The following is a 23177-nucleotide window of genomic DNA, read 5'->3' as shown; positions in this document are numbered from 1 at the left end:
TCGATCATGGAGTTGTGGTGCTCCGCATAAGTTGCATATGGGGGATAAATACCCACCACAACTCCATGATCGACGCAATCCTCACGGCAACTTCATGATCGACGCTGCTGTGGGGGTGGGGGAGTCGATGAACGCGACCCCCGCGCCACGGGGCAGCGGCTCCACCATGAGGTCGCGGACGGCTTACTGGTCGTGCCCGCCGGGCTGCTGGACGTGCCGGCCGTGCCCGGCGGCGGCCTGTGTGAACGTCTCCCGCAGTGGCACCCGTACCGGCTCGGTGTCCAGCTCCGCCCCGTCGGCCCGGAGTCGGTCGAGCAGCACGTCGGCGTGCGCCTCGCCCATGCACCAGAGCACCAGCTGGTGGGTCTGCGGGTCGCGCTCCAGCCGCACCGTCGGGTCGCCGGCGATCAACCGGTCCAGGCTGCGGGTCAGGGCGTCCCCGTCGTCCGGGTGCCGGGGCACGACCGCCACCGGCAGCAGCGGCTCCGGCATCTCCCAGGGCGCGAGCAGCAGCGGCTCGTCCGTCGCCGACACGGTGTCGCCGGTGTGCGCCCCGCCGACCCCGGTGATCGCGCAGATGTCGCCCGCGACGCAGCCGGCCACCTCCCGCAGGGCCGCACCGAGCGGGCGGTGGAGGGCCCCGATCCGTTCGTCGGTGTCGTGGTCCGGACGTCCCTGGTCGGCCCGCCCGTGCCCCGCGACGTGCACCGGCTGACCGGGGCGGAGCGTGCCGGAGAAGACCCGCACCAGGCAGATCCGGCCGAGGTGCCGGTCGACGGTGGTCCGGACCACCTCGGCGACCAACGGGCCGTCCGGGTCGCAGGTCAGCGGCGGGCGGGGGGAACCGTCCAGCCCGGTGACCGCCGGCACCGGCCGTTCCAGGGGCGGGGGGAACGCCGACACCAGCGTGTCGAGCAGCACGTCCAGCCCGACGCCGGTGGTCGCGCAGACCGGCAGCACCGGGTAGAGGTGACCCCGGGCGACCGCCTTCTCCAGGTCGCCGACCAGCACCTCGGTGTCGATCTCCACGCCGTCGAGGTAGCGGTCCATCAGGGTCTCGTCCTCGCTCTCCGCGATGATCCCCTCGATCAGCTCGCCCCGGGACTCGGCGATGGCCGGCAGGTGCTGCGGATCCGGCTCCCGTACGGCGGCGGGCAGCCCGGCCGAGTAGTCGTGCACCTGCCGGGTGACCAGCGCCAGCAGTCCTGCGACCGACTGGCCGTCGTCGCCGAGCATCGGCAGGTGCAGGGGGAGCACGTCGTCGCCGAAGACCCGCTGGCACAGCGCCACCGCCTCGTCGACGTCGGCGCGCGGGTGGTCCAGCCGGGCGACCGCGACGACCCGCGGCAGGTCCACCGCGGCGCACTCCTCCCAGAGGGCGGCGGTGGTGGCGTCCATCCCGTCGACGGCGGAGACCACGAACAGCGCGGTGTCGGCCGCCCGCAGACCGGCCCGCAGCTCGCCGACGAAGTCGCCGTACCCGGGGGTGTCCAGGAGGTTGACCCGTACCCCGGCGTGCTCCAGCGGGGCGCAGGACAGCGCGACCGAGCGCTGCTGGCGTACCGCGGCGGGGTCGTGGTCGCCGACGGTCGTGCCGGCGGTGACGCTGCCGGCCCGGTCGATCGTGCCGCTGGCCGCGAGCAGTGCCTCGACCAGTGTCGTCTTGCCGGCCCCGGAGTGCCCGACCAGCACCACGTTGCGCACCCGGTCGGGCGTGGTCGCCGCCGGTGGGCCGCCGGTGGACCCGTTCTCCTGGTTCCTCTGCGCCATCGCGGCGCACCTCCCTCAGCCGGTGGTGGACGGTGACCGCCGCGCGCGACGGGAAGCGGGCACGGGCGGGTGCCGCGGCGATATCCTCCGGTGGTCCGCCGGTCGACCGGCGGTCAACGGGCGACGTGGTGAGCTGGCTCACTTTCCTCCGGATTCCACCTCCTCGGACAACCCGGTACAAGCTCCGTCGGGCGGGTCGGACGACCGGCCGTACCGCCCGCCGGTGCCGGCCGTTATCGTGGGACCGCCATGGCGAAGATCTTCCAAGAGACGGCCCGCGCGGGGATGACCCGCGTCGTGGAGCCGGTCGCGCGCGGTCTGCTCCGCGCCGGCGTGTCCCCCAACGCGGTCACCGTGACCGGCACCGTCGGCGTGCTCGTCGGCGCGCTCGGCTTCGGCGCCCGCGGTCACCTGGTCGCCGGTGCGCTGATCGTGACCCTCTTCGCGCTCACCGACATGCTCGACGGGACGATGGCCCGGATGAGCGGCGGCTCGACCCGCTTCGGCGCGTTCCTCGACTCGTCGATGGACCGGGTCGCCGACAGCGCGGTCTTCGGCGCGGTCGCCTACTGGCTGGCCACCGAGGGCAACCACTCCGGGGTGGCCGCCGCGCTGGTCTGCCTGGCCGCCGGCGGGCTGGTCTCCTACGTCAAGGCCCGCGCCGAGGGGCTGGGGATGAGCGGCAACGTGGGCGTCGCGGAGCGCACCGAACGACTGTTGATCGTCGGCGTCGGGGGGCTGCTCACCGGCCTCGGCGTCGGGCCGGCGCTGGAGATCTCGCTCTGGCTGCTCGCCGCGGTGTCGATCTTCACGGTCGGGCAGCGGGTGGCCCACGTGTACCGGCAGGCGCAACTGGTCGGCCGGGAGTGAACCTCACCGAGTTCGGCTACGTCGCCGGTTGGCGGCTGGCCCGCGTGCTGCCCCGGCCCGTGGTCGCCGCGGCCTTCCGGGCCGGCGCGGACCGCGCCCACCGGGCGCGCGGCAAGGGTGCCACCCGGCTGCGGGCCAACCTGCGCCGGGTGGTCGGCCCCGAGCTGCCCGAGGCGGAGCTGGACGCGCTGGTCAGGCGTGGCCTGCGCTCCTACGCCCGGTACTGGATGGAGGCCTTCCGGCTGCCCTCGCTGAGCCGGGAGCAGATCCTCGCCGGCTTCCACCTGGGCGGATCGGAGCTGCTCGCCGCCGACGTGGCGGCCGGGCGGGGCGCGGTGGTGGCGTTGCCGCACGCCGGCAACTGGGACGCCGCCGGAGCCTGGGTGGCCGCCACCGGGTGGCCGATCACCACGGTCGCCGAGCGGCTCAAGCCGGAGGGCGTCTACCAGCGGTTTTTGGCCTTCCGACGGACCCTGGGCATGGAGATCCTGCCCACCCACGGCGGTACCCGGCCCGCCTTCGACGTGCTGGTGGACCGGCTGGGGGCGGGCGCGGTGGTGCCGCTGCTGGCCGACCGGGACCTGTCGGCCCGGGGCATCGAGGTGGACTTCTTCGGTGGCCGGACCCGGATGCCGGCCGGGCCGGCGCTGCTGGCCATCCGTACCGGCGCCCCGCTCTACGTCGCCTCGCTGTGGTACGAACCGGAGATGGCGCGTGCGCAGTTGGAGGGCCCGTTGCCGGTGCCCGGGTCCGACAGCGCGCCGTTGGACGAGCGGGTCCGGGTGCTGACCCAGCGGATTGCCGACTGTCTGGCGGCGGGCATCGCCCGTTATCCGCAAGACTGGCACATGTTGCAGCGGATGTGGCTGGACCAGCGGGGCTCCACCGACGGCGGATCCGCCGCACCGTCGCCTCCGGCCAGCGCCGGTTCGGTCTGAGGGAGGGGGCGCCAGTGCGGATCGGCATCGTGTGCCCGTACTCCTTCGACGTCCCCGGCGGGGTGCAGAACCACGTCATGGACCTCGCCGAGGCGCTGATCGGGTTGGGCCACGAGGTGAGCGTGCTGGCCCCCGCCGACGAGGAGTCCCCGCTGCCGCCGTACGTGGTCGCCGCCGGCCGGGCGGTGCCGCTGCCGTACAACGGTTCGGTGGCCCGGATCGCGTTGTTCGGACCGGTCTCCACCACCCGGGTCCGGCGCTGGATCGCCCGGGGTGACTTCGACGTGGTGCACGTGCACGAGCCGCTGATCCCGAGCCTGTCGATGATGGCGGTGCTCGCCGCCCGGGGTCCGGTGGTGGCCACCTTCCACACCGCCATCACCCGGTCCCGGGTGATGGCCGCCGCGCAGGGGATGCTCCAGATCCCGCTGGAACGGATCACCGCCCGCATCGCGGTCAGCGCGTTGGCCCGCAAGGTGCAGGTCGAGCACCTGGACGGCGGGGCGGTGGAGATCCCCAACGGGGTGGCGGTGGCGAAGTTCGCCGGGGTGCCGCCGCTGCCCGGCTGGCCGGGGGAGTGCGCCCCGGGCCGTGGCGGGACGCTGGGCTTCCTCGGCCGGTTCACCGAGGCCCGCAAGGGTTTCCCGATCCTGCGGGACGCGTTCGTCGCGTTGGCCCCGCAGCGGCCCGGGTTGCGGCTGCTGGTGGCCGGGCCGGGTGACCCGGACGACCTGTTCGGGCAGTTCCCGGCGGAGCTGCGCGACCGGGTGACGTTCCTCGGCATGGTCTCCGAGGTCGACAAGGCCCGGATGCTGCGCAGCGTCGACCTCTACGTCGCCCCGAACACCGGCGGCGAGTCGTTCGGCATGATCCTCACCGAGGCGCTGGCGGCCGGGGCCACCGTGGTCGCCAGCGACCTGGACGCGTTCCGTCGGGTGCTCGACGGCGGTCGGGCCGGTCGGCTCTTCCCGACCGGCGACCCGGCCGGTCTGCGGGCCGCCCTGGTGGAGCTGCTCGACGATCCGGCCCAGCGGGCCGCGCTGTCCGCCTGCGGTGAACAGGTGGTGGCGCTCTACGACTGGCCGGTGGTGGCCCGCCGGGTGGTCGAGGTCTACGCCGCGGCCATTGAGGCGACCGACGGCCGGGTGATCGACCAGGAACGGGCGGGGCTGGGTGGTCCGGAGTGACCACGACGATGCCGCACCTGTGGGCGGTGCTGGCCGCGGTGGTCGTGGCCGGGCTGACCGGGGTCTACCTGGTCTGGACGGCCGGTCGGGTGGAGCGGTTGCAGACCCGTGCGGCGGCGGCCGCCCGGGCGCTCGACGCCCATCTGCTGCGCCGGGCCGCCGCCGCCGCGGTGCTGGCCGAGAAGCGCTACGGCGTCGAGTTGTACGCGGCGGCGCGGATCGCCCTGGACGCGGTCCCCGAGGAGCGGGAGGCGGCCGAGAACGACCTCACCCGGCAACTGCGGGCGGTCCGGCTCGACCCGGCCGATCCCGCCTGCGGGGCGGTCATCGCGGCGAGCCGACGGCTGGCCCTGTCCCGGCAGGTGCACACCGACCTGGTCCGGGACGCCCGTGCCGCGCGGAGCCGGCCACTGGTGCGACTGTGCCGGATGGGTCGCCGCCACCCCTGGCCGCGTTACTTCGACATCGACGATCCCACCCTGGCGCTGCCCGCCGACGTGCCGACAGGCTGAGTCAGGGGCACGGGGTGACCGGGGCCACAGGGCAGTCCACCGTGGGGCCGATTGGCTGTCGGAGCGGCGTCCGCGCCGTCATAGCATCAGCCGCAGTCGACCCCCGAGCACGTCCGAGGAGTGATGGACCATGCCCGAAACGCCCTCCCCGAACGCCGACGCCACCCACGTCTGGGGCACCGCCCGCGTGAAGCGTGGCATGGCCGAGATGCTCAAGGGTGGCGTGATCATGGACGTGGTCACCGCCGAGCAGGCCAGGATCGCCGAGGACGCCGGCGCGGTGGCCGTGATGGCGCTGGAGCGGGTGCCGGCCGACATCCGCGCCCAGGGCGGGGTCTCCCGGATGAGCGACCCCGACATGATCGACGGGATCATCGCGGCCGTCTCCATCCCGGTGATGGCCAAGGCCCGGATCGGTCACTTCGTCGAGGCGCAGGTCCTCCAGTCGCTCGGCGTCGACTACGTCGACGAGTCCGAGGTGCTGACCCCGGCCGACTACGCCAACCACATCGACAAGTGGGCGTTCACCGTCCCCTTCGTGTGCGGGGCGACCAACCTGGGTGAGGCGCTGCGCCGGATCACCGAGGGTGCCGCCATGATCCGGTCCAAGGGCGAGGCGGGCACCGGCGACGTCTCCAACGCCACCATGCACATGCGGAGGATCCGGCAGGAGATCGCCCGGCTCAGCTCCCTGCCGGCCGACGAGCTGTTCGTCGCGGCGAAGGAGTTGCAGGCCCCGTACGAGCTGGTCCGGGAGGTCGCCGAGACGGGCAAGCTGCCGGTGGTGCTGTTCACCGCAGGCGGCATCGCCACCCCGGCCGACGCCGCGATGATGATGCAGCTTGGCGCGGAGGGGGTCTTCGTCGGCTCCGGCATCTTCAAGTCCGGCAACCCGGCCCAGCGGGCCGCCGCGATCGTCAAGGCCACCACCTTCCACGACGACCCGGACGTGCTGGCCAAGGTGTCCCGGGGATTGCGTGAGGCGATGGTCGGCATCAACGTCGACGAGATCCCCCAGCCGCACCGGCTGGCCGAGCGCGGCTGGTGATCCGTTGGCCGGGGCGGGGGGAGGGGCCGTGCGCGGACCGGTGATCGGGGTGCTCGCCCTCCAGGGGGACGTCCGGGAGCACGTCGCCGCCCTGGCCGGGGTCGGCGCGGAGGCCCGTCCGGTACGCCGGTCGACCGAGCTGGACGCGGTCGACGGGCTGGTCATCCCCGGTGGGGAGTCCACCACCATGAGCAGGCTGGTGGACGTCTTCGGGCTGCGCGGGCCGATCGACAAGCGGATCGCCGACGGGATGCCGGTCTACGGGTCCTGCGCCGGGATGATCATGTTGGCGGCCGAGGTGCTGGACGGCCGTCCCGACCAGCGGGGCTTCGCCGGTATCGCGATGACCGTGCGACGGAACGCGTTCGGTCGGCAGGTCGACTCGTTCGAGGCCCCGGTGGGGATCACCGGGATCGACGGCGGGCCGTTGCACGCCGTCTTCATCCGGGCACCCTGGGTCGAGCGGGTCGGGGCGGGCGTCGAGGTGCTGGGCCGGGTCACCGGTGGCCCGGCCGTCGACCGGATCGTCGCCGTCCGCCAGGGCAACCTGCTGGCCACCTCCTTCCACCCGGAGCTGACCGGGGACCTGCGCCTGCACCGCTACTTCGCCGACCTGGTCGGGGCCGCCCGCTGAGCCTCCGTCCCCACCCTGACGTCGGTTTCCGCCCCCGGATCGCACGACCGGGGGCGGATCCCGGCCGGGGACCGGGGCCGGTGAGCGCCGGTCCGGCCGGCGGAACGGGCGAATGGTGACGATTCGCCGGACAGGTCCGTGCGTCCGACGTGCCGGGTGTGACGGTGGGGTCGGTGCTCTCGGTAGGATTGCCGCGGTTCGGCGCGGGCACCGCCCGTCGCGGCCCTCCAGTGCGGCCGGTCCCGGCCTGGAGCCGGCGCGGCCAGTCGACGCGAGGCGTGAGTCAACAGACGGAGGTACGAGATGTCCGGCCACTCAAAGTGGGCGACCACCAAGCACAAGAAGGCCGTCATCGACGCCAAGCGCGGCAAGATGTTCGCCAAGCTGATCAAGAATGTCGAGGTCGCGGCGCGGACCGGTGGCGGTGACCCGGCGGGCAACCCGACCCTCTTCGACGCCATCCAGAAGGCCAAGAAGAGTTCGGTCCCGAACGACAACATCGACCGGGCGGTCAAGCGCGGCTCGGGCCTGGAGGCCGGCGGCGCCGACTGGCAGACCATCATGTACGAGGGGTACGGCCCGAACGGCGTGGCCATGCTGATCGAGTGCCTGACCGACAACCGCAACCGGGCCGCCACCGAGGTGCGTACCGCGTTGACCCGCAACGGTGGCTCGCTCGCCGACGCCGGCTCGGTGTCGTACATGTTCTCCCGCAAGGGGGTGGTGATCGTCCCGAAGGCCGACACCACCGAGGACGACGTGATGATGGCGGTCCTCGACGCCGGGGCCGAGGAGGTCAACGACCTCGGTGAGGCGTACGAGGTGGTCTCCGAGCCGGCCGACCTGATCGGTGTCCGTACCGCTCTGCAGGAGGCCGGGATCGAGTACGAGTCGGCCGAGTCCTCCCTGATCCCCAGCGTCAACGTGCCCCTCGACGAGGACGGCGCCCGCAAGGTCTTCAAGCTGATCGACGTGTTGGAGGACTGCGACGACGTGCAGAACGTCTACGCGAACTTCGACGTCTCGGACGAGGTGATGACGGCGGTGGACGCCTGACCGGTGCGTCGGACTCCCGCCGGACGACGTGTCGTCCGGCGGGAGTCCCCGCGGGCGGTGCGGTGTCCCGGTCCGGCGTCCCCGTGTGCGCCGGAGCGGGGCCGGGGCTCAGCCGCTGGTCCGGGCGGCGCTCCGGCGGGCCTTCAGCGCACTGTCCGCCAGGTCCCACAGGGTGATCGCCGCGATGACCACGACCGTGATCCGGCCGGTGACGCCCAGGCCGTCGCCGTCGCGCAGCCAGCCGAACCGGTCGACCAGTTCCGGGTTGAGCAGCCGGTCGGTGAGCACCAGCCAGATCAGCGGCACGGTGAAGGCCAGGTCGAGCAGGGCGTTGGCCACGACGAGCGGCCAGGTCCACCGGCCGGTGCGGTACTTGACCACCTCCAGCACCAGCCCGGCCAGCAGGACGGCGGCCAGCACCGGCAGCCAGGACGTCCACAGCGCGGGGTCGAGCAGCGGGATGCGTTCCCCGTCGGTGTCCCGGACCCAGGACCGGAAGTGCTGCCAGGGCAGGAAAGCCAGGGTGAACAGGACCATCGCCACCGAGGCGCAGGTGTCGGGGAGCCGGATGTCCCGCTCCGCCGGTGTTTCCGGCAGTTGGTCGACGTTCCACTCGGGCAGCGGGAGCGAGGTGTTGGTGCGCTCCAGGATGGCGAAGCTCAGGGTCACCCAGAAGGCGATCTGCACCGCCGCCTGGAAGGCCGCGCTGATGCCCGCTCCGATCGCCCCGGTCGGGTCGTCGGCGACGGTGGCCTGGACCACCCCGACGATCACGCCGACGATGCCGGGGATGGTGATCAGCAGCCGGCGGAGCACCTGCTGCCAGGTCAGGTAGTAGGTGGGGCCGATGAGCTGGAGCCGACGGTCGGCGTACCGGGCGGCCAGGCGTTCCGGATGGCCCAGTTCGGTGAGCACCTCGCGTTCGGCGGTGGCGCCGTCCTGCCCGCCGCCGACCCGGTCGTCGATCATGTCCTCGATGGCGGTGCGCAGTTCGGTGGCGATCTCCTCCCGCCGGGCTGCCGGAACCGTCCGCAGGGTGGCCGCGAGATAGCGGTCGGTCAGGGTGTTCATCGGTCGGCTCCTTCGATCAGCCCGGTCACGGAGGTCTGTACGGCGGTGAGGTCGTCGAGCAGGCGGGCCAGGACCGTCTCCCCGTCGGTGCTGGTGCGGTAGAACTTGCGCGGCCGGCTCTCCTCGGTGTTCCACTCGCTGGTCAGCAGGCCCTGCTCTTCCAGCCGTCGGAGCAGGGGATAGAGGGTGTTGGCGTCGACCGGGAAGCCGTGGCCGGTGAGCTGTTGCAGCAACGCGTAGCCGTAACCGGGCCGGCGCAGCGCGACCAGGCTGGCCACCACCACCGTGCCGCGGCGAAGTTCCTGAAGATGGGTCCGGAGGACCTCCTCGCTAACCATGCTTCACACCATACTGTGTGGCACACACTAATGTCTAACAGAACATCACTGTGGTTGGTGCCACCATGCGAACCGGGGCGTCGGGAAACCCCGACGCCCCGGTTCCTCCCGGGGACCGGTCAGCAGGAGCGGCCCTGCCGGAAGGCCCGCTCGACGTGATCCGCCAGCCCGACCTGGAAGTAGCCGACACCCGCCCGGATCGGGTGCCCGGTGAACAGCTCGACCCGGCGGCCGAACCGGACCAGGTACGCCGTGGCGTCCCCGGCGTCGTTGTGGATCAGGGCACCCCGCGGGCCGTAGATCTCCTCCAGCTCGGCGAAGGTCATACCGACGGCCGCGCCGGCCGGCGAGCGCGGCGGGGCGGTGGCGGTGCCCACCTCGACCAGCCGTCCGTCGCGGAACGACACCAGGATGACCCCGGCCCACTCACCGGTGACACCGGCATCGACCACGCCGTCGCACCCGACGGCCGTCCAGTCGATCAGCCCGGCCGAGGTGAGCCGGGTCAACGAGGCCCCGATCCGGAACGGCCCCGCGCCCCGGACGCTGAGCAGGTCGGTGCCGAGATCCGGGCGGTCCGGGCGGAGGTCCACCGTGGAGCCGGGCCGGACACCGGCGTCGCCCCGGTGGGCGGCGGCCGGACCGGCCGGCGCGACGATGGCGAGGGCCAGCACGCTGGCCAGCAGGGTGGCGGGGAGACGAGGCATGACGCAACTCCTTCGGTGGTACGGGTCTGTCGTCCTGTTGGTCTCCGCCCGGCCGGGATCCGTTCGTCGGTTTTCCGACCGGTCCCGGCCCCGGTGGCCGACGCGACCCGTCGCCGCCGGTTACCGTGCGGTGTGGGCGGGACGATGAGCACTCCGCCGTGGATCGGCTCCTACCGGATCGAGCGACTGCTCGGCGCGGGCTCCTTCGCGACCGTCTGGCTCGGTCACGATCCGGCCCTCGACTCCCGGGTGGCGATCAAGGTGCTGGCCGAGAACTGGAGCCACGACCTGCGGGTACGGGAACGCTTCCGGGACGAGGCCCGGCTGCTGCGACGACTCGACCATCCCCGGCTGGTCCGGGTGCACGCGGTCGGTGAACTGCCCGACGGTCGACCGTACGCGGTGCTGGCCCTCGCCGACGGTGGCAGCCTGCGGGACCGGCTGCCCGACGGACCGCTGCCGGTTCCGGAGGCCCTGGTGCTGCTCGACGAGATCGCCGCCGGTGTCGCCGTCCTGCACCGGCAGCGGGTGGTGCACCGCGACCTCACCCCGGGCAACGTGCTCTTCGCCTCGTCGGGCGAGGGCGACCGGGTGGTCATCGCCGACCTGGGGCTGGCCAAGGCGCTCGCCGCCGCCTCCGGGCTGACCGCCCGTGCCGGCACCCCCGGCTACATGGCCCCCGAACAGGACGACCCGCTGGCCGTGGTGGACACCCGCAGCGACGTGTTCGGGCTGGGCCGGCTCGGCCTGCGGCTGCTCGGCGGCCCCGGGCAGCGGCTGCCCGCGACCGGGGTGCCCGCACCGGTGGCGGCGGTGCTGCGGCGGGCCACCGCGCGCCGGCCCGCCGACCGCTACCCCGACGCGGACGCCTTCCGGGCCGCGCTGCACCGGGCCACCCGGTCGTCCGGCGATCCGTCCCGGTCGGAGGACGGCCCGCCGGGGACGCCGCATCCCGCCGACGAAACCCCCCGCACCGGCCGGGTCGAACCTGCCGAACGGGTCGAACCTGCCGGGCCGGCCGTACCTCCAGAGCGGGCCGAAGCTGCCGAGCGGACCGAACCCGCCGAACGGGCCGAGGCTGGCGAGTGGGCCGGGCGGGCCGATCCCACCGGCCGGGCGGACCGGGTGGCGGGGGCGCCGCGACCACGGCGCGGGCCGGGACGCCTGCTCGGTCTGGTCGGGGCCGGTGCGCTGACCCTCGTCGCGTTGGGCGGCACGGGGGGCGACGCGGCCCGCCCGGCGACCGACGGTGGTCGGGGCCGCAGCGGGCCGGTGAGCGTCGCCCTGCCGGCGGGCTGGCGGGCGGTCGGGACGGGCTGGGCCGGCCGCTACGACGAGCGGGGACGACTCGAACCGGCGCTGGTTGTGTCGCCCGATCCCGGCCGGTGGGCGGCCGACCCGATGGTGCCCGGAGCGTTCGTCGGCCTCTCCGCCAGCCTGGGCCGGCGGACCACCCCGGTGGAGTTCGTCGCGCAGCGCCCGCACGCCGACTGCGTGGCCGCACCCGTGCGCCGGACCCGACAGTCCGGGGTGGACTGGGTGGTCGCCGGCTACGCCTGCCCGGTGGGCCGTCCGGTGCTGGTCGAGGCCGCCGCCCGCGCCGGTCCCGCGGGCCTGCTCTACGTGCAGGTCGTCCCGCCCCCGGGCAGCGGGCCGGACTTCGTCGACACGCTGCTGGCCGGGGTGCGGGTGACCCCCTCGGGTGGTTAGACCACCACCACGGTGACCGGGTACGTGGTGCCGTCCTGCGGGATGGTGACCCGGACCGTGCCGGGCTGGACGAACCGGATGTCCACCACCCCGGCCTCGTAGTGGCGGGAGACCAGGTCCTCCCGGTCCACCCCGACCTCGCCGGGGCCGATGCCCTGGATCCGGAGCACCCCGCCGACGCTCAGGCAGAGCGACCTGAGCAACGCCAGCTCGGTGTCGGCGAGCACCAGGTCGTAGCGGACCGGGCCGAGGCAGGCGCTCGGCCGGGGGCTCGTCGACGGTGGGCGGGTGTGGCCCGGGGTCCGGGCGGGCGTGGTCGGCGGCGGTGCCGGGGGCCGGGACGGCAACGCGTCCACGGTGGTCGCGGCCGGGCCGGTCGTGGGCGGCGCGGCCGGGACGGTCGCCGTCGGGGAGGCCGTCGCCGGGGCGACCGTCGGGTCCGGTGGACGCACCGGCAGCGGGGCCACCGGGGTCGGCCCACACGCCGTCACCGGTACGAGCGCCAGCAGGACCGCCAGCCTCCGGCCGGGCCGGGGTAGCTCAGTCACCGGCCAACCCCGGTCCCGGTGGGGCCGCCCGGTCGCCGGCCGGGCCGGGGCCGCCCGGTCACCGGCCGACCGCCGGCCGGGGCCGGGTTGCTCAGTCACCGGTCAGCCGTTGGCGGACCTGCCGGCGGGCCAGGTGGACCCGGGACTTCACGGTGCCCTCCGGCACGTCCAGCAGGGTGGCGATCTCCCGGTAGGAGAGCCCGAGCAGGTCACGCAGGGTCAACGCCTCGGCGGCCTCGGGGCGGACCGCGTCGAGTGCGTCGAGCAGGTCGAGTCGGGTGCCGGCGACCACGCTGGTCCGCTGCGGGTCGGGCGGGTCGGGCAACGGCACGCCGTCGGCCTCGAGCTGCCAGCGTCGACGCAGCGCCCGGTAGGTGGAGCGGGCTCGGTTCGCGGTGATCCGGTACAGCCAGGTGTGGAACGACGACCTGCCCTCGAAGCGTCCGATGCCCCGGGCGACCGCGAGCAGAGCGTCCTGGCAGGCCTCCTCGGCGTCCTCCCGGTGCGGCAGCAGCCGGCCGCAGAGCCGCAGCACCTCGGGGCGTACCGCGGTCAGGAGCGCGTCGAGCGCGCCCGGCTCGCCCCGGGCGGCAGCGCGGGCCAGACCATCGATGTCGTCCGTGCGGAGCATGCCGGCCCCCGACCGCCGTGGTGTGTGCCGTCGAGGCTATGCCACCGGGCGGGCGTACCCGTCGTCGAGTCGGCCAGCCGACCGTGGCCTGCCAGTGCGCTGCGGCCGGGCTCCCGGCGACCGAGGCTCATGTCACATCGTGCAAGTTTGCAGACAGTGCACTTTTGTTCCTAGGCTCCGACCGTGACCAGTGCCGAGGGGGCCGGGCGGCGGACCCGCAAGAAGCGACAGACCCGCGCCGCGTTGGCCGCCGCCGCGCTGCGGCTGGTCGCCGAGCGGGGGTTGGACCAGGTCACCGTCGAGGAGATCAGCGCGGCGGTGGACGTCTCCGCGCGGACCTTCTTCAACTACTTCGCCAGCAAGGACGACGCGCTGGTCGGCGACACCGAGGGGGACCGGGAACGGGTGTTGCGGGCACTGGCCGAGGTACCCGCGGCGGTCCCGGCGCTGTCGGCGATCCGGCTGGCCCTGGCCGGGGTCGTCGCCGACGTGGAGGGCGACGCCGCGTCGTGGCTGCTGCGCATGCAGGTGGTGATGCGGTACCCGGTGCTGCTGGCCCGGCTGGTCTCCGGTAACGCGGCGACCGAGCAGGCCATGGTCGAGGCGCTCGCGGCGCGTACCGGACACGCGCCCGACGACGGCTATCCGGCCCTCGTGGTGGCGGTCACCGGTGCCGCGTTGCGGACCGCGATGGTCCGCTGGGCCACCGGCGGCGGATCCCGTCCGCTGGCCGACCTGCTCGACGAGGCGTTCGCCGCCGTCGCCGCCGGGCTGCCCGACCCCCGAGCCGGCGGGGCCACCGATCCCACCATCGACCGGCCCGACGCGACCGCGTCGGGTGGTCCGCACACTCCTGTGAGGAAACGCCCATGACCGCAACTGCCGAGTCGATCGATCCGCCCGGGGCGGCTCCCGGCCGGATGTCCCACCGGGAGGTCCTCCAGGCCCTCTCCGGTCTGATGGTCGGCATGTTCGTGGCGATCCTCGCCTCGACGGTGGTGGCGAACGCGCTGCCGCGCATCATCGCCGAACTCAACGGCAGCCAGACCGTCTACACCTGGATCGTCACCACCGAGTTGCTGGCGATGACCGCCACCGTGCCGCTGTGGGGCAAGATGGCCGACCTCTACAGCAAGAAGCTGCTGATCCAGCTCTCGCTCGGCCTGTTCGTGCTCGGCTCGCTGATCGCCGGGCTCTCCCGCACCGTGGAGGTCCTCCTGGTCAGCCGGATCGTGCAGGGCGTCGGCGCCGGGGGGATGACCGCCCTGGCGCTGATCGTGATGGCGGCCATGATCCCGCCCCGCGAGCTGGGCCGGTACGCCGGTGTCTTCGGCGCGGTCTTCGGCGTCGGCACCATCGCCGGTCCGCTGATCGGCGGCGTCCTGGTCGACACCTCCTGGCTGGGCTGGCGCTGGTGTTTCCTGATCGGCGTGCCGTTCAGCCTCATCTCGATCGCCCTGCTGCAACGCACCCTGCACCTGCCGGTGGTCCGCCGCAAGACGCGCATCGACTGGTGGGGCGCGCTGCTGATCACCGCCGGTGTCTCCACCCTGCTGGTCTGGTCCTCGCTGGCCGGACACCGGTTCGCCTGGGCCTCGGGCTGGACCGCGCTGATGGTGGTCGGCGGGCTGGTGCTGCTGGCGCTGGCGGTCTGGGTCGAGTCGAAGGTCCCCGAGCCGATCATCCCGTTGCGGATCTTCCGCAGCCGCACCGTCACGCTGACCACGGTCGCCAGCGTGCTGGTCGGGGTGGCCCTCTTCGGCGGCACGGTCTTCCTGTCGCAGTACTTCCAGACCTCGCTGGGCAAGTCGCCCACCGTCGCCGGCCTGATGAGCCTGCCGATGATCCTCGGTCTGCTGGTCTCCTCCACCGTCGCCGGCCAGCTCATCACCCGGTACGGCAGGTGGAAGGCCTACCTGGTGGCCGGGGCGGCCGTGATGACGGTGGGCATGCTGCTGCTGAGCACCGTCGACGCGGACACCGGCGTACCGCTGCTCTCGCTCTACATGGCGGTGCTCGGCACCGGGGTGGGCATGCTCATGCAGAACCTGGTCCTGGCCGCGCAGAACGACGTGCCCGCCCACGAGCTGGGCGCGGCCACCTCGGTGCTGACGTTCTTCCGCAGCATGGGCGGCGCGATCGGGGTCAGCGCCCTCGGCGCGGTGCTGGCCAACCGGGTCACCGGCCTGCTGACCGAGCGGCTCGGCCCGGCCGCCGGCACCACCGGCGGCGGCACCACCGAGGTGCCCGATCTCGCCGCGCTGCCCGCCCCGGTCCTGGCGGTCGTCCGGGACGCGTACGCCACGGCCACCGCGGAGCTGTTCCTCGTCGGTGCGCCGATCGCCTTCCTCGCCCTGGTCGCGGTCCTCTTCGTCCGGGAGAAGCCGCTGCACGAGACCAGTGGCGACGAACGGGCCGCGCAGGAGTCGGCGGCCCTGACCGCGGTGCACTGAAGCCGGCGCGACGCCTCCCGGGTCCGGTCTGCGGCCCGGGAGGCGTCGTCGTGGAGCGGCGGGGGAGCGGCCGTGGCGTCGGACACCTCCGCCGGTACCCACCACGGTCGCCGCGCCGATGCGGAAGTCTACGTATTTTCTACCGATGTGAGCCTGGTGAGCACCTTGGCAGGATCGGCCCTGTTCGGGCGTGAGGAATCATCGTCAATGGGTGACGGACGTTTCCTCAGCCGGCTCGACAGGCTCACAGAGGAGGACGTGAATGTCAGTGAGTGTCCGGGTAAGGGCGGCTCTCGCGGTGGTGATGGCCGGTGCGCTGGTCGCTCCGGCGCTGCCGGCGACGGCGGCACCGGCCGCGGCACCGGCCGAGGGGCCGGCGGCGGCGGGGCCGGCCCGGTCGACACTGGTCAGCCCCTGCCAGTTGCCCACCCCGGCGACCGGGTGGCAGCACGAGGGGCCGACCAACTACGCCACCTGGCTGCCGCCGAGCGGCACCGTCCGGGGCATCGTGCTGTTCGTGGACTTCACCAACGCGGCCCCGGTCGCCGGGGAGCTGGCTGGCCGGACCAGCATGTTCAGCGCCGCCCCGAACGTCTTCACGCAGGCCTCGTACGGCGCGCTGAACCTCCAGTTGACCTTCGACACCGCGTGGCGGCACATCCTGCAGCCCCACGGCAACTTCGCCGGCTACAAGTCGAGCTTCACCACCCAGCGGTCGTACGTGGCCGCCGCGGTGGCCGCCGCGAACGCCGCGATCGACTTCAGCTCCTACCAGATCGTCTACGTGGTGCCGCCGAAGTCCGCGTCGACCTTCGACATCTCGCCGACCTGGATCGCCGCCCCCGGTGACGGGGTGACCGCCGACGGGGTTGAACTGCGCCACGCCGTCACCTTCGGTCAGGATGTCGACTACTGGGGCTTCAAGATCCTCAACCACGAGACCGGGCACCTCTTCGGGCTGCCGGACCTCTACTCGTACAACAACGCCGACAGCATCCACCGGGCGGTGGGCGGCTGGGACCTGATGGGCCTCATCTCCGCCAGCGCTCCCGACCTGTTCGCCTGGCACAAGTGGAAGGCGGGCTGGCTCACCGACTCCCAGATCGACTGCCGGACCACGACGGGGAGCGCCTCGACGGTCCTGACCCCCCTGGGTACGGCCGGTGGCACCAAGGCGGTGGTCGTCCACACCGGCGGGAACACCGCCGTGGTGGTGGAGAACCGGCAGGTCAGTACGCTCGACGTGGCGTCGGGCTGCTTCCAGGCCGGAGTGCTGGTCTACCGGGTGACCACCGCGGTGTTCAGCGGCGGCGCCTGGTCCGGCGGGAACGTTCCCCCCATCGGCGGGCCCTTCCCGGTCGAGGTGGTCGACCGCACCCCCGGCTCGGACGTCACCACGTGCAGCGCTGAGGAGAAGGCGCTGGTCAACGCCACCCTCACCACGATCGGCCACACTGTCACCTACGGCGGGGTGACCGTGCAACTGACCGCCACCCCCGGGAACAACCGTGAGGTCTCCGTCACCGTCGTCTGATCGCGTCGGTGGACGTCGCGGGGGTGCCCCCGTCCGGCCGGACGGGGGCACCCCCGTCCGCGTCGGCGGTGGGCTCGCGGAACCGTTCAGTGACCGTCGGTGTACGGCGGGCGGGGCCGTACGACCTCCGCGTGGAGGTGTCCGCGCGGCGGGTGCGGTGGCTCCGCCGGGCGGCGCTATCGTGGACCGGCCTGATCTCGTGACCCATGATCCGATCCGGGGGGACGCCACGCATGGGCGATTCGTTCGCGCATCTGCACGTGCACACCGAGTACTCGATGCTCGACGGAGCGGCCCGGCTGAAGGACCTCTTCGCCGAGGCCAACCGGCTGGGGATGCCGGCGGTGGCGATCACCGACCACGGCAACATGCACGGCGCGAACGACTTCTACAAGCAGGCGATGGCGGCCGGTGTCACCCCGATCCTCGGCGTCGAGGCGTACGTGGCGCCGGAGTCGCGCTACCACAAGGCGCGGGTGAAGTGGGGTCGCCCCGAGCAGAAGAGCGACGACGTCTCCGGTAACGGCGCGATCACCCACAAGACCATGTGGGCGCGCAACGCGCAGGGCCTGAAGAACCTCTTCACCCTCAACTCCCGGGCGTCCATGGAGGGGCACTACGTCAAGTGGCCCCGGATGGACATGGAGCTGATCGCCGAGCACGCCGAGGGCATCATGGCCACCACCGGCTGCCCGTCCGGCGCGGTGCAGACCCGGCTGCGGCTGGGCCAGTTCGACGAGGCGCTCAAGGTCGCCGCCGCCTACCAGGACATCTTCGGCAAGGAGAACTACTTCCTGGAGATCATGGACCACGGGCTCTCCATCGAGCAGCGGGTCCGTGAGGATCTGATCACCATCGCCCGCAAGCTGGACATCCCGCCGGTGGTCACCAACGACTCGCACTACACCCACGAGGCGCAGGCCGAGGCGCACGACGTGCTGCTCTGCGTGCAGACCGGCAGCAACGTCGCCGACCCCAATCGCTTCCGCTTCGAGGGCGGCGGCTACTTCGTCAAGTCCGCCGACCAGATGCGGGCGGTCGACTCCTCGGAGTTCTGGCAGCAGGGCTGCCGCAACACCCTGCTGGTGGCCGAGAAGGTCGACCCGAGCGGGATGTTCGAGTTCCACAACCTGATGCCGCGGTTCCCGGTTCCCGAGGGGGAGACCGAGGAGTCCTGGTTCCGCAAGGAGACCTTCAAGGGGCTGGCCCACCGCTATCCCGGGGGCATCCCCGAGGGGCACGTGGTGCAGGCCGAGTACGAGCTGGGCGTCATCAACCAGATGGGCTTCCCGTCGTACTTCCTGGTGGTGGCCGACTTCATCCAGTGGGCCAAGAGCCAGGGCATCGCGGTCGGCCCGGGGCGTGGGTCGGCGGCCGGTTCGCTGGTGGCGTACGCGCTGGGCATCACCGACCTGGACCCGATCCCGCACGGGCTGATCTTCGAGCGGTTCCTCAACCCCGAGCGGGTCTCGATGCCGGACGTCGACATCGACTTCGACGAGCGTCGGCGCGGTGAGGTGATCAAGTACGTCACCGACAAGTGGGGCGAGGACAAGGTCGCCCAGATCGCCACCTTCGGCACGATCAAGGCGAAGGCCGCGATCAAGGACTCGGCCCGGGTCCTCGGCTTCCCGTACGCGGTCGGTGACCGGATCACCAAGGCGATGCCCCCGGCGGTGATGGGCAAGGACATCCCGCTCACCGGCATCTTCGACCCCAAGCACCCCCGCTACGCCGAGGCCGGCGAGATCCGCGGCCTCTACGAGTCCGACCCGGACGTCCGCAAGGTGATCGACACCGCCCGGGGCATCGAGGGGCTGATCCGGCAGACCGGGGTGCACGCCGCCGGGGTGATCATGTCGGCCGAGCCGATCATCGAGCACATCCCGCTGATGCGCCGGGACGCCGACGGGGCGATCATCACCCAGTTCGACTACCCGACCTGCGAGTCGCTCGGGCTGTTGAAGATGGACTTCCTCGGCCTGCGCAACCTGACGATCATCGACGACGCGGTCAAGAACATCCAGCTCAACCACGGCCGGGAACTCGACCTGCTGGCCCTGCCGCTGGACGACAAGCCCGCCTACGAACTGCTCGCCCGGGGCGACACCCTCGGGGTGTTCCAGCTCGACGGCGGGCCGATGCGCTCGCTGCTGCGGCTGATGAAGCCGGACAACTTCGAGGACATCTCGGCGGTGCTGGCGCTCTACCGGCCCGGCCCGATGGGCGTCGACTCGCACACCAACTACGCGCTGCGCAAGAACGGCCTCCAGGAGATCACCCCGATCCACCCGGAGCTGGAGGAACCGCTGCGGGAGATCCTCGCCCCCACCCACGGCCTGATCGTCTACCAGGAGCAGGTGCAGCGCGCCGCGCAGATCCTCGCCGGCTACACCCTCGGCCAGGCCGACCTGCTGCGCCGGGCGATGGGCAAGAAGAAGAAGGAGATCCTCGACAAGGAGTTCATCCCGTTCCGGGACGGCTGCCGCGAACGCGGCTACTCCGACGCCGCGATCCAGGCCGTGTGGGACGTCCTGGTGCCGTTCGCCGGGTACGCCTTCAACAAGGCGCACTCCGCGGCGTACGGGCTGGTGTCGTACTGGACGGCGTACCTCAAGGCGCACTACCCGGCCGAGTACATGGCGGCGCTGCTCACCTCCGTCGGCGACGACAAGGACAAGATGGCGCTCTACCTGTCGGAGTGCCGCCGGATGCGGATCCAGGTGCTGCCGCCGGACGTGAACACCTCCGCCGGCCCGTTCACCCCGGTCGGCAAGGACATCCGGTTCGGTCTGGCCGCGGTGCGCAACGTCGGGGCGAACGTGGTCGCCGCGATCATGCGGTGCCGCGACGAGAAGGGCGAGTACGCCGACTTCTACGACTTCCTCTCCAAGGTCGACGCGGTGGTCTGCAACAAGAAGACCATCGAATCCCTGATCAAGGCGGGTGCCTTCGACTCCCTCGACCACACCCGCAAGGGGCTGCTCGCCGTGCACGCCGACGCCATCGACGCCTTCGCCGACGTCAAGCGCAAGGAGGCCGTCGGCCAGTACGACCTGTTCGGGGCCGGCTTCGGTGACGCCGACACCGGCAGCACCACCGTGATGCCGACCATCGGCGACGCCGAGTGGGACAAGCGGGACAAGCTCGCCTTCGAACGCGAGATGCTCGGCCTCTACGTCTCCGACCACCCGCTGTTCGGTCTGGAGCACGTGCTCGGCGCGGCGGCCGACACCACCATCGCCGCGCTCTCGGAGGAGGGCACGGTGCCCGACGGGGCGGTGGTCACCCTGGCCGGCATCCTCTCCGGCGTCCAGCGCCGGGTCACCAAGCAGGGCCGGGCCTGGGCGTCGGCCGCGCTGGAGGACCTGGCCGGCGGGGTGGAGACGCTGTTCTTCCCGAACACCTACGAGGTGATCGGCCAGTACATCGCCGAGGACGCGATCGTGGTGGTCAAGGGCCGGGTGGACCGGCGCGACGACACCCCCCGGATCATGGCGATGGACATGTCCATGCCGGACGTCACCAGCACCCCCGGGAGCAAGCCGGTGACGCTGACCATTCCGGTGCACCGCTGCACCCCACCGCTGGTGGAACGGCTCAAGGAGACCCTGGTGCTGCACCCGGGCGACACCGAGGTGCACGTCAAGCTGCTCAACGGCGGGAAGGTGACCACTCTGCGGCTCGGCCCGTTCCGGGTGGCCGCCACCACCGCGCTGATGGGCGACCTGAAGAGCGTCCTCGGCCCCGCCAACGTCAGCTGACCCGCCCGCCGGCCGGCTGACGTCGGTGGGCTGCAAGATCGTGCTCGATCCTTGTTGTGGTGGCTTCCCCCGGTGTGGATGCCACCACAACAAGGATCGAGCGGCCAGCGCGTCAGCAGCACGGCGATCGTCGCACCGGTCGGGCGGTCGTCACTTGCCGCCGGTGACGATCCCCGGGTTGATGCACAGTCCGGGGGTGCTGCCGTTCTTCTCCGCGATCTCCAGGCAGCGCGACACCTTGTCGACCTTGGCGTTGGTCTCGGTGATCTGCCGCTGGATGTCGGCGTTGCGGCGGTCCTGTTCGAGGTTGCGGGTCTGCGCGAGCTTGTCCTGGAAGGCCTTGATGTTGCCCTCGGTCTTGTCGTCGTGGTTGACCCGGGTGATGGTGACGGACAGGATGTCGACGTCGCCGGAGAGTCGTCCCTCGGCGTTGCCCCGGATGCCCTCGGCGAACGGCTTGAGGTCGACGTTGAGGTTGCCCGTCCGGGCGTCGATCTTCTCCAGCGGGTTGTACGCGGCGAAGGCGTCGTTGACCGCGCTGTCGAGCTGCACCCCCACCCGCTGACCCCGGAAGCTCTCGAAGTCACCCTTGTAGTCCATGAACTGCTTCGGCGCGTTCTCCGGCTTGACCTGCCACTCGACCAGCACCTCCACACAGGCGTCGGCGAGGGTGCCGGTGCGGACCCGGACGCACTGGTCGCCGCCGATGTGGTCGTACTTCTGCCGGCCGGCGTCCCACTCGCCGACCTTCTGCCACGGGGCGACCCACTTCAGCCCGGAGCCGGTGACCTCACCGGTCGGCTTGTTGAAGCTGGTGACGATGCCGACCGAGCGGATCGGCACCGAGTGCGCGCTCGCCCCGACGGTGAACAGCAGCGCGCCGGCCAGGCAGCCGAGCGCGACCAGCACGCCGACGCGTTTGACGCCCGGGTGGCGGGCGACGAGTGCCACGGTGCCGGCGACCGCCAGCCCGATGGCGAGGATGACGGCGAACGTGAAGCCGACCGGCACGGGGCATCACCCTTCCAGGGGGACCACGATGTGGATCATCAACCTAGGTGGGGCTGTCAAGGCCGGTCCCACCGGGTGGCCGGTGGCGCGGGCGGTGCGGCTCGGGCGGGGCCACCACCGGCAGAGGAGGGGGACCACCGGCAGAGGAGGGGGACCACCGGCAGAGGCGGGGGACCACCGGCAGAGGCGGGGGACCACCGGTGGAGGCGGGGGCCACCACCGGTGGATTGGCGCTGAGCGGGTGGACCGGCCGTCACTAGCCTCGACGCCATGGAGCTGGAAGAGGCACGCACGCTGTGGCAGCCGGAGCCCGGCTGGTTGAACACCGCCAGCTACGGGCTGCCGCCCGAGCCGGTCTGGGCGGCGGTGCAGGACGCGATGGCCGACTGGCGGGTGGGGCGTACCTCCTGGGAGGGGTGGGGGGAGGCGACCGAGCGGTCCCGGGAGGCGTTCGCCGGGCTGGTCGGCGTGCCGGCGGCGGACGTCACCGTCGGCAGCACCGTGTCGCAGCTGCTCGCGCCGGTCGCCGCCGCCCTGCCGGCCGGGGCCACCGTGGTCGTCCCGGAGGTCGAGTTCACCTCCAACCTCTTCCCCTGGTTGGTGCAGCAGGACCGGGGGGTGCGGGTGCGGACGGTGCCGCTGGACGGGCTGCGCGACGCCATCGACGCCGGCACCGACCTGGTGGCGTTCAGCCTGGTGCAGTCCGCCGACGGGGCGATCGCGCCGTACGCCGAGATCGTGGCCGCGGCCCGTGCGCACGGTGCGTGGGTGGTGGTAGACGCCACCCAGGCCTGCGGGTGGCTGCCGTTCGACGCGTCGCTGGCCGACGCGGTCGCGGTCGGGACGTACAAGTGGCTGATGGCGCCGCGTGGCTCGGCGCTGGCCTACCTGGCGCCGGAGCTGCGGCAGCGGCTGCGCCCGGACGCCGCCGGCTGGTACGCGGGCAAGGACCCGCACGCCAGCTACTACGGTCCGCCCCTGCGGCTGGCCGACGACGCCCGGCGGTTCGACATCTCCCCGGCCTGGTTCAGCTGGGTGGGCACCGCGCCGGCCCTGGAGCTGGTGGCCGACCTCGGCCCAGCGGTGATCGGGGCGTACGACGTGGCGCTGGCGAACCGGTTCCTGGCCGGGCTGGGACGCCCGCCGGGCCGCAGCGCGATCGTCGCGGTGGAGGTGCCCGACGCGCGGCAGCGGTTGGCGCGGGCCGGCGTGCGGGCGGCGGTCCGGGCCGGTCAGGTGCGGGTCGCGTTCCACCTCTACACCACCGAGGCGGACGTGGACCGTGCCGTGGCGGCGCTCACCGGCTGAGCCGCCCGCCGTGGCGGCGGCCATCGGCTGAGCCGCCCGCGGTGGCGGCGCCCCACCGGCTGAGCCGCCGCCGACAAATACCACCGA

The 23177-nt window shown here is 72.6% G+C and carries 19 protein-coding genes and 1 pseudogene; 13 read left to right on the top strand and 7 right to left on the bottom strand.

Translation table 11 applies throughout. The features are described from left to right. Positions 1 to 123: 123 nt before the first annotated feature. Positions 124 to 1770 (bottom strand): annotated as a pseudogene (locus O7612_RS20195) (GTP-binding protein); the annotation flags it as partial. A 249-nt stretch (positions 1771 to 2019) separates the two neighbouring features. On the opposite strand from O7612_RS20195, the gene pgsA reads away from it, so the two are divergent. The 7 genes from pgsA to O7612_RS20160 all read left to right on the top strand — a co-directional run bounded on the left by pgsA (position 2020) and on the right by O7612_RS20160 (position 8015). Continuing rightward, positions 2020 to 2640: a phosphatidylinositol phosphate synthase gene (gene pgsA / locus O7612_RS20190; protein WP_282266521.1), complete on the top strand. Its 621-nt coding sequence runs from the start codon at positions 2020 to 2022 to the stop codon at positions 2638 to 2640. Then, a complete protein-coding gene (locus tag O7612_RS20185) occupies positions 2637 to 3578 on the top strand; it encodes a phosphatidylinositol mannoside acyltransferase (RefSeq protein ID WP_282266520.1) in 942 nt (313 codons plus the stop codon). The genes pgsA and O7612_RS20185 overlap by 4 nt, the downstream gene beginning before the upstream one ends. A 14-nt stretch (positions 3579 to 3592) precedes the next feature. Next, positions 3593 to 4765, top strand: a complete 1173-nt coding sequence (locus O7612_RS20180; protein ID WP_282266518.1) for a glycosyltransferase family 4 protein — start codon at positions 3593 to 3595, stop codon at positions 4763 to 4765. Between the two features lie 8 nt (positions 4766 to 4773). After that, positions 4774 to 5277, top strand: a complete 504-nt coding sequence (locus O7612_RS20175; RefSeq protein ID WP_282273968.1) for a hypothetical protein — start codon at positions 4774 to 4776, stop codon at positions 5275 to 5277. A gap of 130 nt (positions 5278 to 5407) precedes the next feature. Continuing rightward, positions 5408 to 6325, top strand: a complete 918-nt coding sequence (pdxS, locus tag O7612_RS20170) for a pyridoxal 5'-phosphate synthase lyase subunit PdxS (RefSeq protein WP_282266516.1) — start codon at positions 5408 to 5410, stop codon at positions 6323 to 6325. 28 nt (positions 6326 to 6353) lie between these two features. Continuing rightward, the gene (gene pdxT / locus O7612_RS20165) at positions 6354 to 6959 is read left to right on the top strand and encodes a pyridoxal 5'-phosphate synthase glutaminase subunit PdxT (RefSeq protein ID WP_282266514.1); all 606 of its coding nucleotides are present in this window, start codon (positions 6354 to 6356) and stop codon (positions 6957 to 6959) included. Between the two features lie 303 nt (positions 6960 to 7262). Continuing rightward, complete coding sequence (locus O7612_RS20160; protein WP_282266511.1) at positions 7263 to 8015, top strand: YebC/PmpR family DNA-binding transcriptional regulator; 753 nt, start codon at positions 7263 to 7265, stop codon at positions 8013 to 8015. Between the two features lie 108 nt (positions 8016 to 8123). Here O7612_RS20160 and O7612_RS20155 read toward each other — a convergent pair whose 3' ends face one another. The 3 genes from O7612_RS20155 to O7612_RS20145 form a co-directional block, all read right to left on the bottom strand. After that, the gene (locus tag O7612_RS20155) at positions 8124 to 9086 is read right to left on the bottom strand and encodes a permease prefix domain 1-containing protein (RefSeq protein WP_282266508.1); all 963 of its coding nucleotides are present in this window, start codon (positions 9084 to 9086) and stop codon (positions 8124 to 8126) included. Continuing rightward, the gene (locus O7612_RS20150) at positions 9083 to 9424 is read right to left on the bottom strand and encodes a PadR family transcriptional regulator (RefSeq protein WP_282266505.1); all 342 of its coding nucleotides are present in this window, start codon (positions 9422 to 9424) and stop codon (positions 9083 to 9085) included. The genes O7612_RS20155 and O7612_RS20150 overlap by 4 nt, the downstream gene beginning before the upstream one ends. Positions 9425 to 9543: 119 nt before the next feature. Continuing rightward, a complete protein-coding gene (locus tag O7612_RS20145; RefSeq protein WP_282266503.1) occupies positions 9544 to 10131 on the bottom strand; it encodes a hypothetical protein in 588 nt (195 codons plus the stop codon). A 144-nt stretch (positions 10132 to 10275) separates the two neighbouring features. Between O7612_RS20145 and O7612_RS20140 the strand changes: the two genes are divergently transcribed. Further along, positions 10276 to 11841, top strand: coding sequence for a protein kinase (locus tag O7612_RS20140; RefSeq protein ID WP_282266501.1), 1566 nt, complete (start codon positions 10276 to 10278; stop codon positions 11839 to 11841). On the opposite strand, the gene O7612_RS20135 is transcribed toward O7612_RS20140, so the two are convergent. Together O7612_RS20135 and O7612_RS20130 are read right to left on the bottom strand one after the other, a co-directional pair. Next, positions 11838 to 12389: a hypothetical protein gene (locus O7612_RS20135; protein ID WP_282266499.1), complete on the bottom strand. Its 552-nt coding sequence runs from the start codon at positions 12387 to 12389 to the stop codon at positions 11838 to 11840. The two genes, O7612_RS20140 and O7612_RS20135, sit on opposite strands and share 4 nt — an antisense overlap. Before the next feature lie 91 nt (positions 12390 to 12480). After that, positions 12481 to 13020, bottom strand: a complete 540-nt coding sequence (locus tag O7612_RS20130; protein ID WP_282266497.1) for an RNA polymerase sigma factor — start codon at positions 13018 to 13020, stop codon at positions 12481 to 12483. A 183-nt stretch (positions 13021 to 13203) separates the two neighbouring features. On the opposite strand from O7612_RS20130, the gene O7612_RS20125 reads away from it, so the two are divergent. From O7612_RS20125 to dnaE, 4 genes are all read left to right on the top strand, one after another. Beyond that, complete coding sequence (locus O7612_RS20125; protein ID WP_282266495.1) at positions 13204 to 13893, top strand: TetR family transcriptional regulator; 690 nt, start codon at positions 13204 to 13206, stop codon at positions 13891 to 13893. Then, a complete protein-coding gene (locus O7612_RS20120; RefSeq protein WP_282266493.1) occupies positions 13890 to 15473 on the top strand; it encodes an MDR family MFS transporter in 1584 nt (527 codons plus the stop codon). Before O7612_RS20125 ends, O7612_RS20120 begins: the two co-directional genes overlap by 4 nt. A gap of 262 nt (positions 15474 to 15735) precedes the next feature. After that, positions 15736 to 17007 carry a M6 family metalloprotease domain-containing protein gene (locus O7612_RS20115; RefSeq protein ID WP_282266491.1) on the top strand — a complete coding sequence of 424 codons (1272 nt, stop codon included), beginning with the start codon at positions 15736 to 15738 and terminating at the stop codon, positions 17005 to 17007. Positions 17008 to 17240: 233 nt separating this feature from the next. Continuing rightward, a complete protein-coding gene (gene dnaE, locus O7612_RS20110; RefSeq protein WP_282266489.1) occupies positions 17241 to 20771 on the top strand; it encodes a DNA polymerase III subunit alpha in 3531 nt (1176 codons plus the stop codon). A 150-nt stretch (positions 20772 to 20921) separates the two neighbouring features. Here dnaE and O7612_RS20105 read toward each other — a convergent pair whose 3' ends face one another. Continuing rightward, a complete protein-coding gene (locus O7612_RS20105; RefSeq protein WP_067307804.1) occupies positions 20922 to 21782 on the bottom strand; it encodes an SPFH domain-containing protein in 861 nt (286 codons plus the stop codon). A 270-nt stretch (positions 21783 to 22052) separates the two neighbouring features. On the opposite strand from O7612_RS20105, the gene O7612_RS20100 reads away from it, so the two are divergent. Beyond that, the gene (locus O7612_RS20100; protein ID WP_282266487.1) at positions 22053 to 23090 is read left to right on the top strand and encodes an aminotransferase class V-fold PLP-dependent enzyme; all 1038 of its coding nucleotides are present in this window, start codon (positions 22053 to 22055) and stop codon (positions 23088 to 23090) included. Positions 23091 to 23177 lie beyond the last annotated feature (87 nt).

This window comes from Micromonospora sp. WMMD987, assembly GCF_029581435.1.
Taxonomy (GTDB): domain Bacteria; phylum Actinomycetota; class Actinomycetes; order Mycobacteriales; family Micromonosporaceae; genus Micromonospora; species Micromonospora rifamycinica.
This window is presented reverse-complemented; position numbering and strand designations above follow the sequence as displayed.

Coding starts and splice junctions, on each gene's coding strand:
- O7612_RS20155 (WP_282266508.1), bottom strand. CDS start 9,086: ATGAACACCCTGACCGACCGCTATCTCGCGGCCACCCTGCGGACGGTT.
- O7612_RS20115 (WP_282266491.1), top strand. CDS start 15,736: ATGTCAGTGAGTGTCCGGGTAAGGGCGGCTCTCGCGGTGGTGATGGCC.
- O7612_RS20100 (WP_282266487.1), top strand. CDS start 22,053: ATGGAGCTGGAAGAGGCACGCACGCTGTGGCAGCCGGAGCCCGGCTGG.
- O7612_RS20175 (WP_282273968.1), top strand. CDS start 4,774: ATGCCGCACCTGTGGGCGGTGCTGGCCGCGGTGGTCGTGGCCGGGCTG.
- pdxS (WP_282266516.1), top strand. CDS start 5,408: ATGCCCGAAACGCCCTCCCCGAACGCCGACGCCACCCACGTCTGGGGC.
- O7612_RS20130 (WP_282266497.1), bottom strand. CDS start 13,020: ATGCTCCGCACGGACGACATCGATGGTCTGGCCCGCGCTGCCGCCCGG.
- O7612_RS20140 (WP_282266501.1), top strand. CDS start 10,276: ATGAGCACTCCGCCGTGGATCGGCTCCTACCGGATCGAGCGACTGCTC.
- pgsA (WP_282266521.1), top strand. CDS start 2,020: ATGGCGAAGATCTTCCAAGAGACGGCCCGCGCGGGGATGACCCGCGTC.
- O7612_RS20120 (WP_282266493.1), top strand. CDS start 13,890: ATGACCGCAACTGCCGAGTCGATCGATCCGCCCGGGGCGGCTCCCGGC.
- O7612_RS20160 (WP_282266511.1), top strand. CDS start 7,263: ATGTCCGGCCACTCAAAGTGGGCGACCACCAAGCACAAGAAGGCCGTC.
- O7612_RS20145 (WP_282266503.1), bottom strand. CDS start 10,131: ATGCCTCGTCTCCCCGCCACCCTGCTGGCCAGCGTGCTGGCCCTCGCC.
- dnaE (WP_282266489.1), top strand. CDS start 17,241: ATGGGCGATTCGTTCGCGCATCTGCACGTGCACACCGAGTACTCGATG.
- O7612_RS20150 (WP_282266505.1), bottom strand. CDS start 9,424: ATGGTTAGCGAGGAGGTCCTCCGGACCCATCTTCAGGAACTTCGCCGC.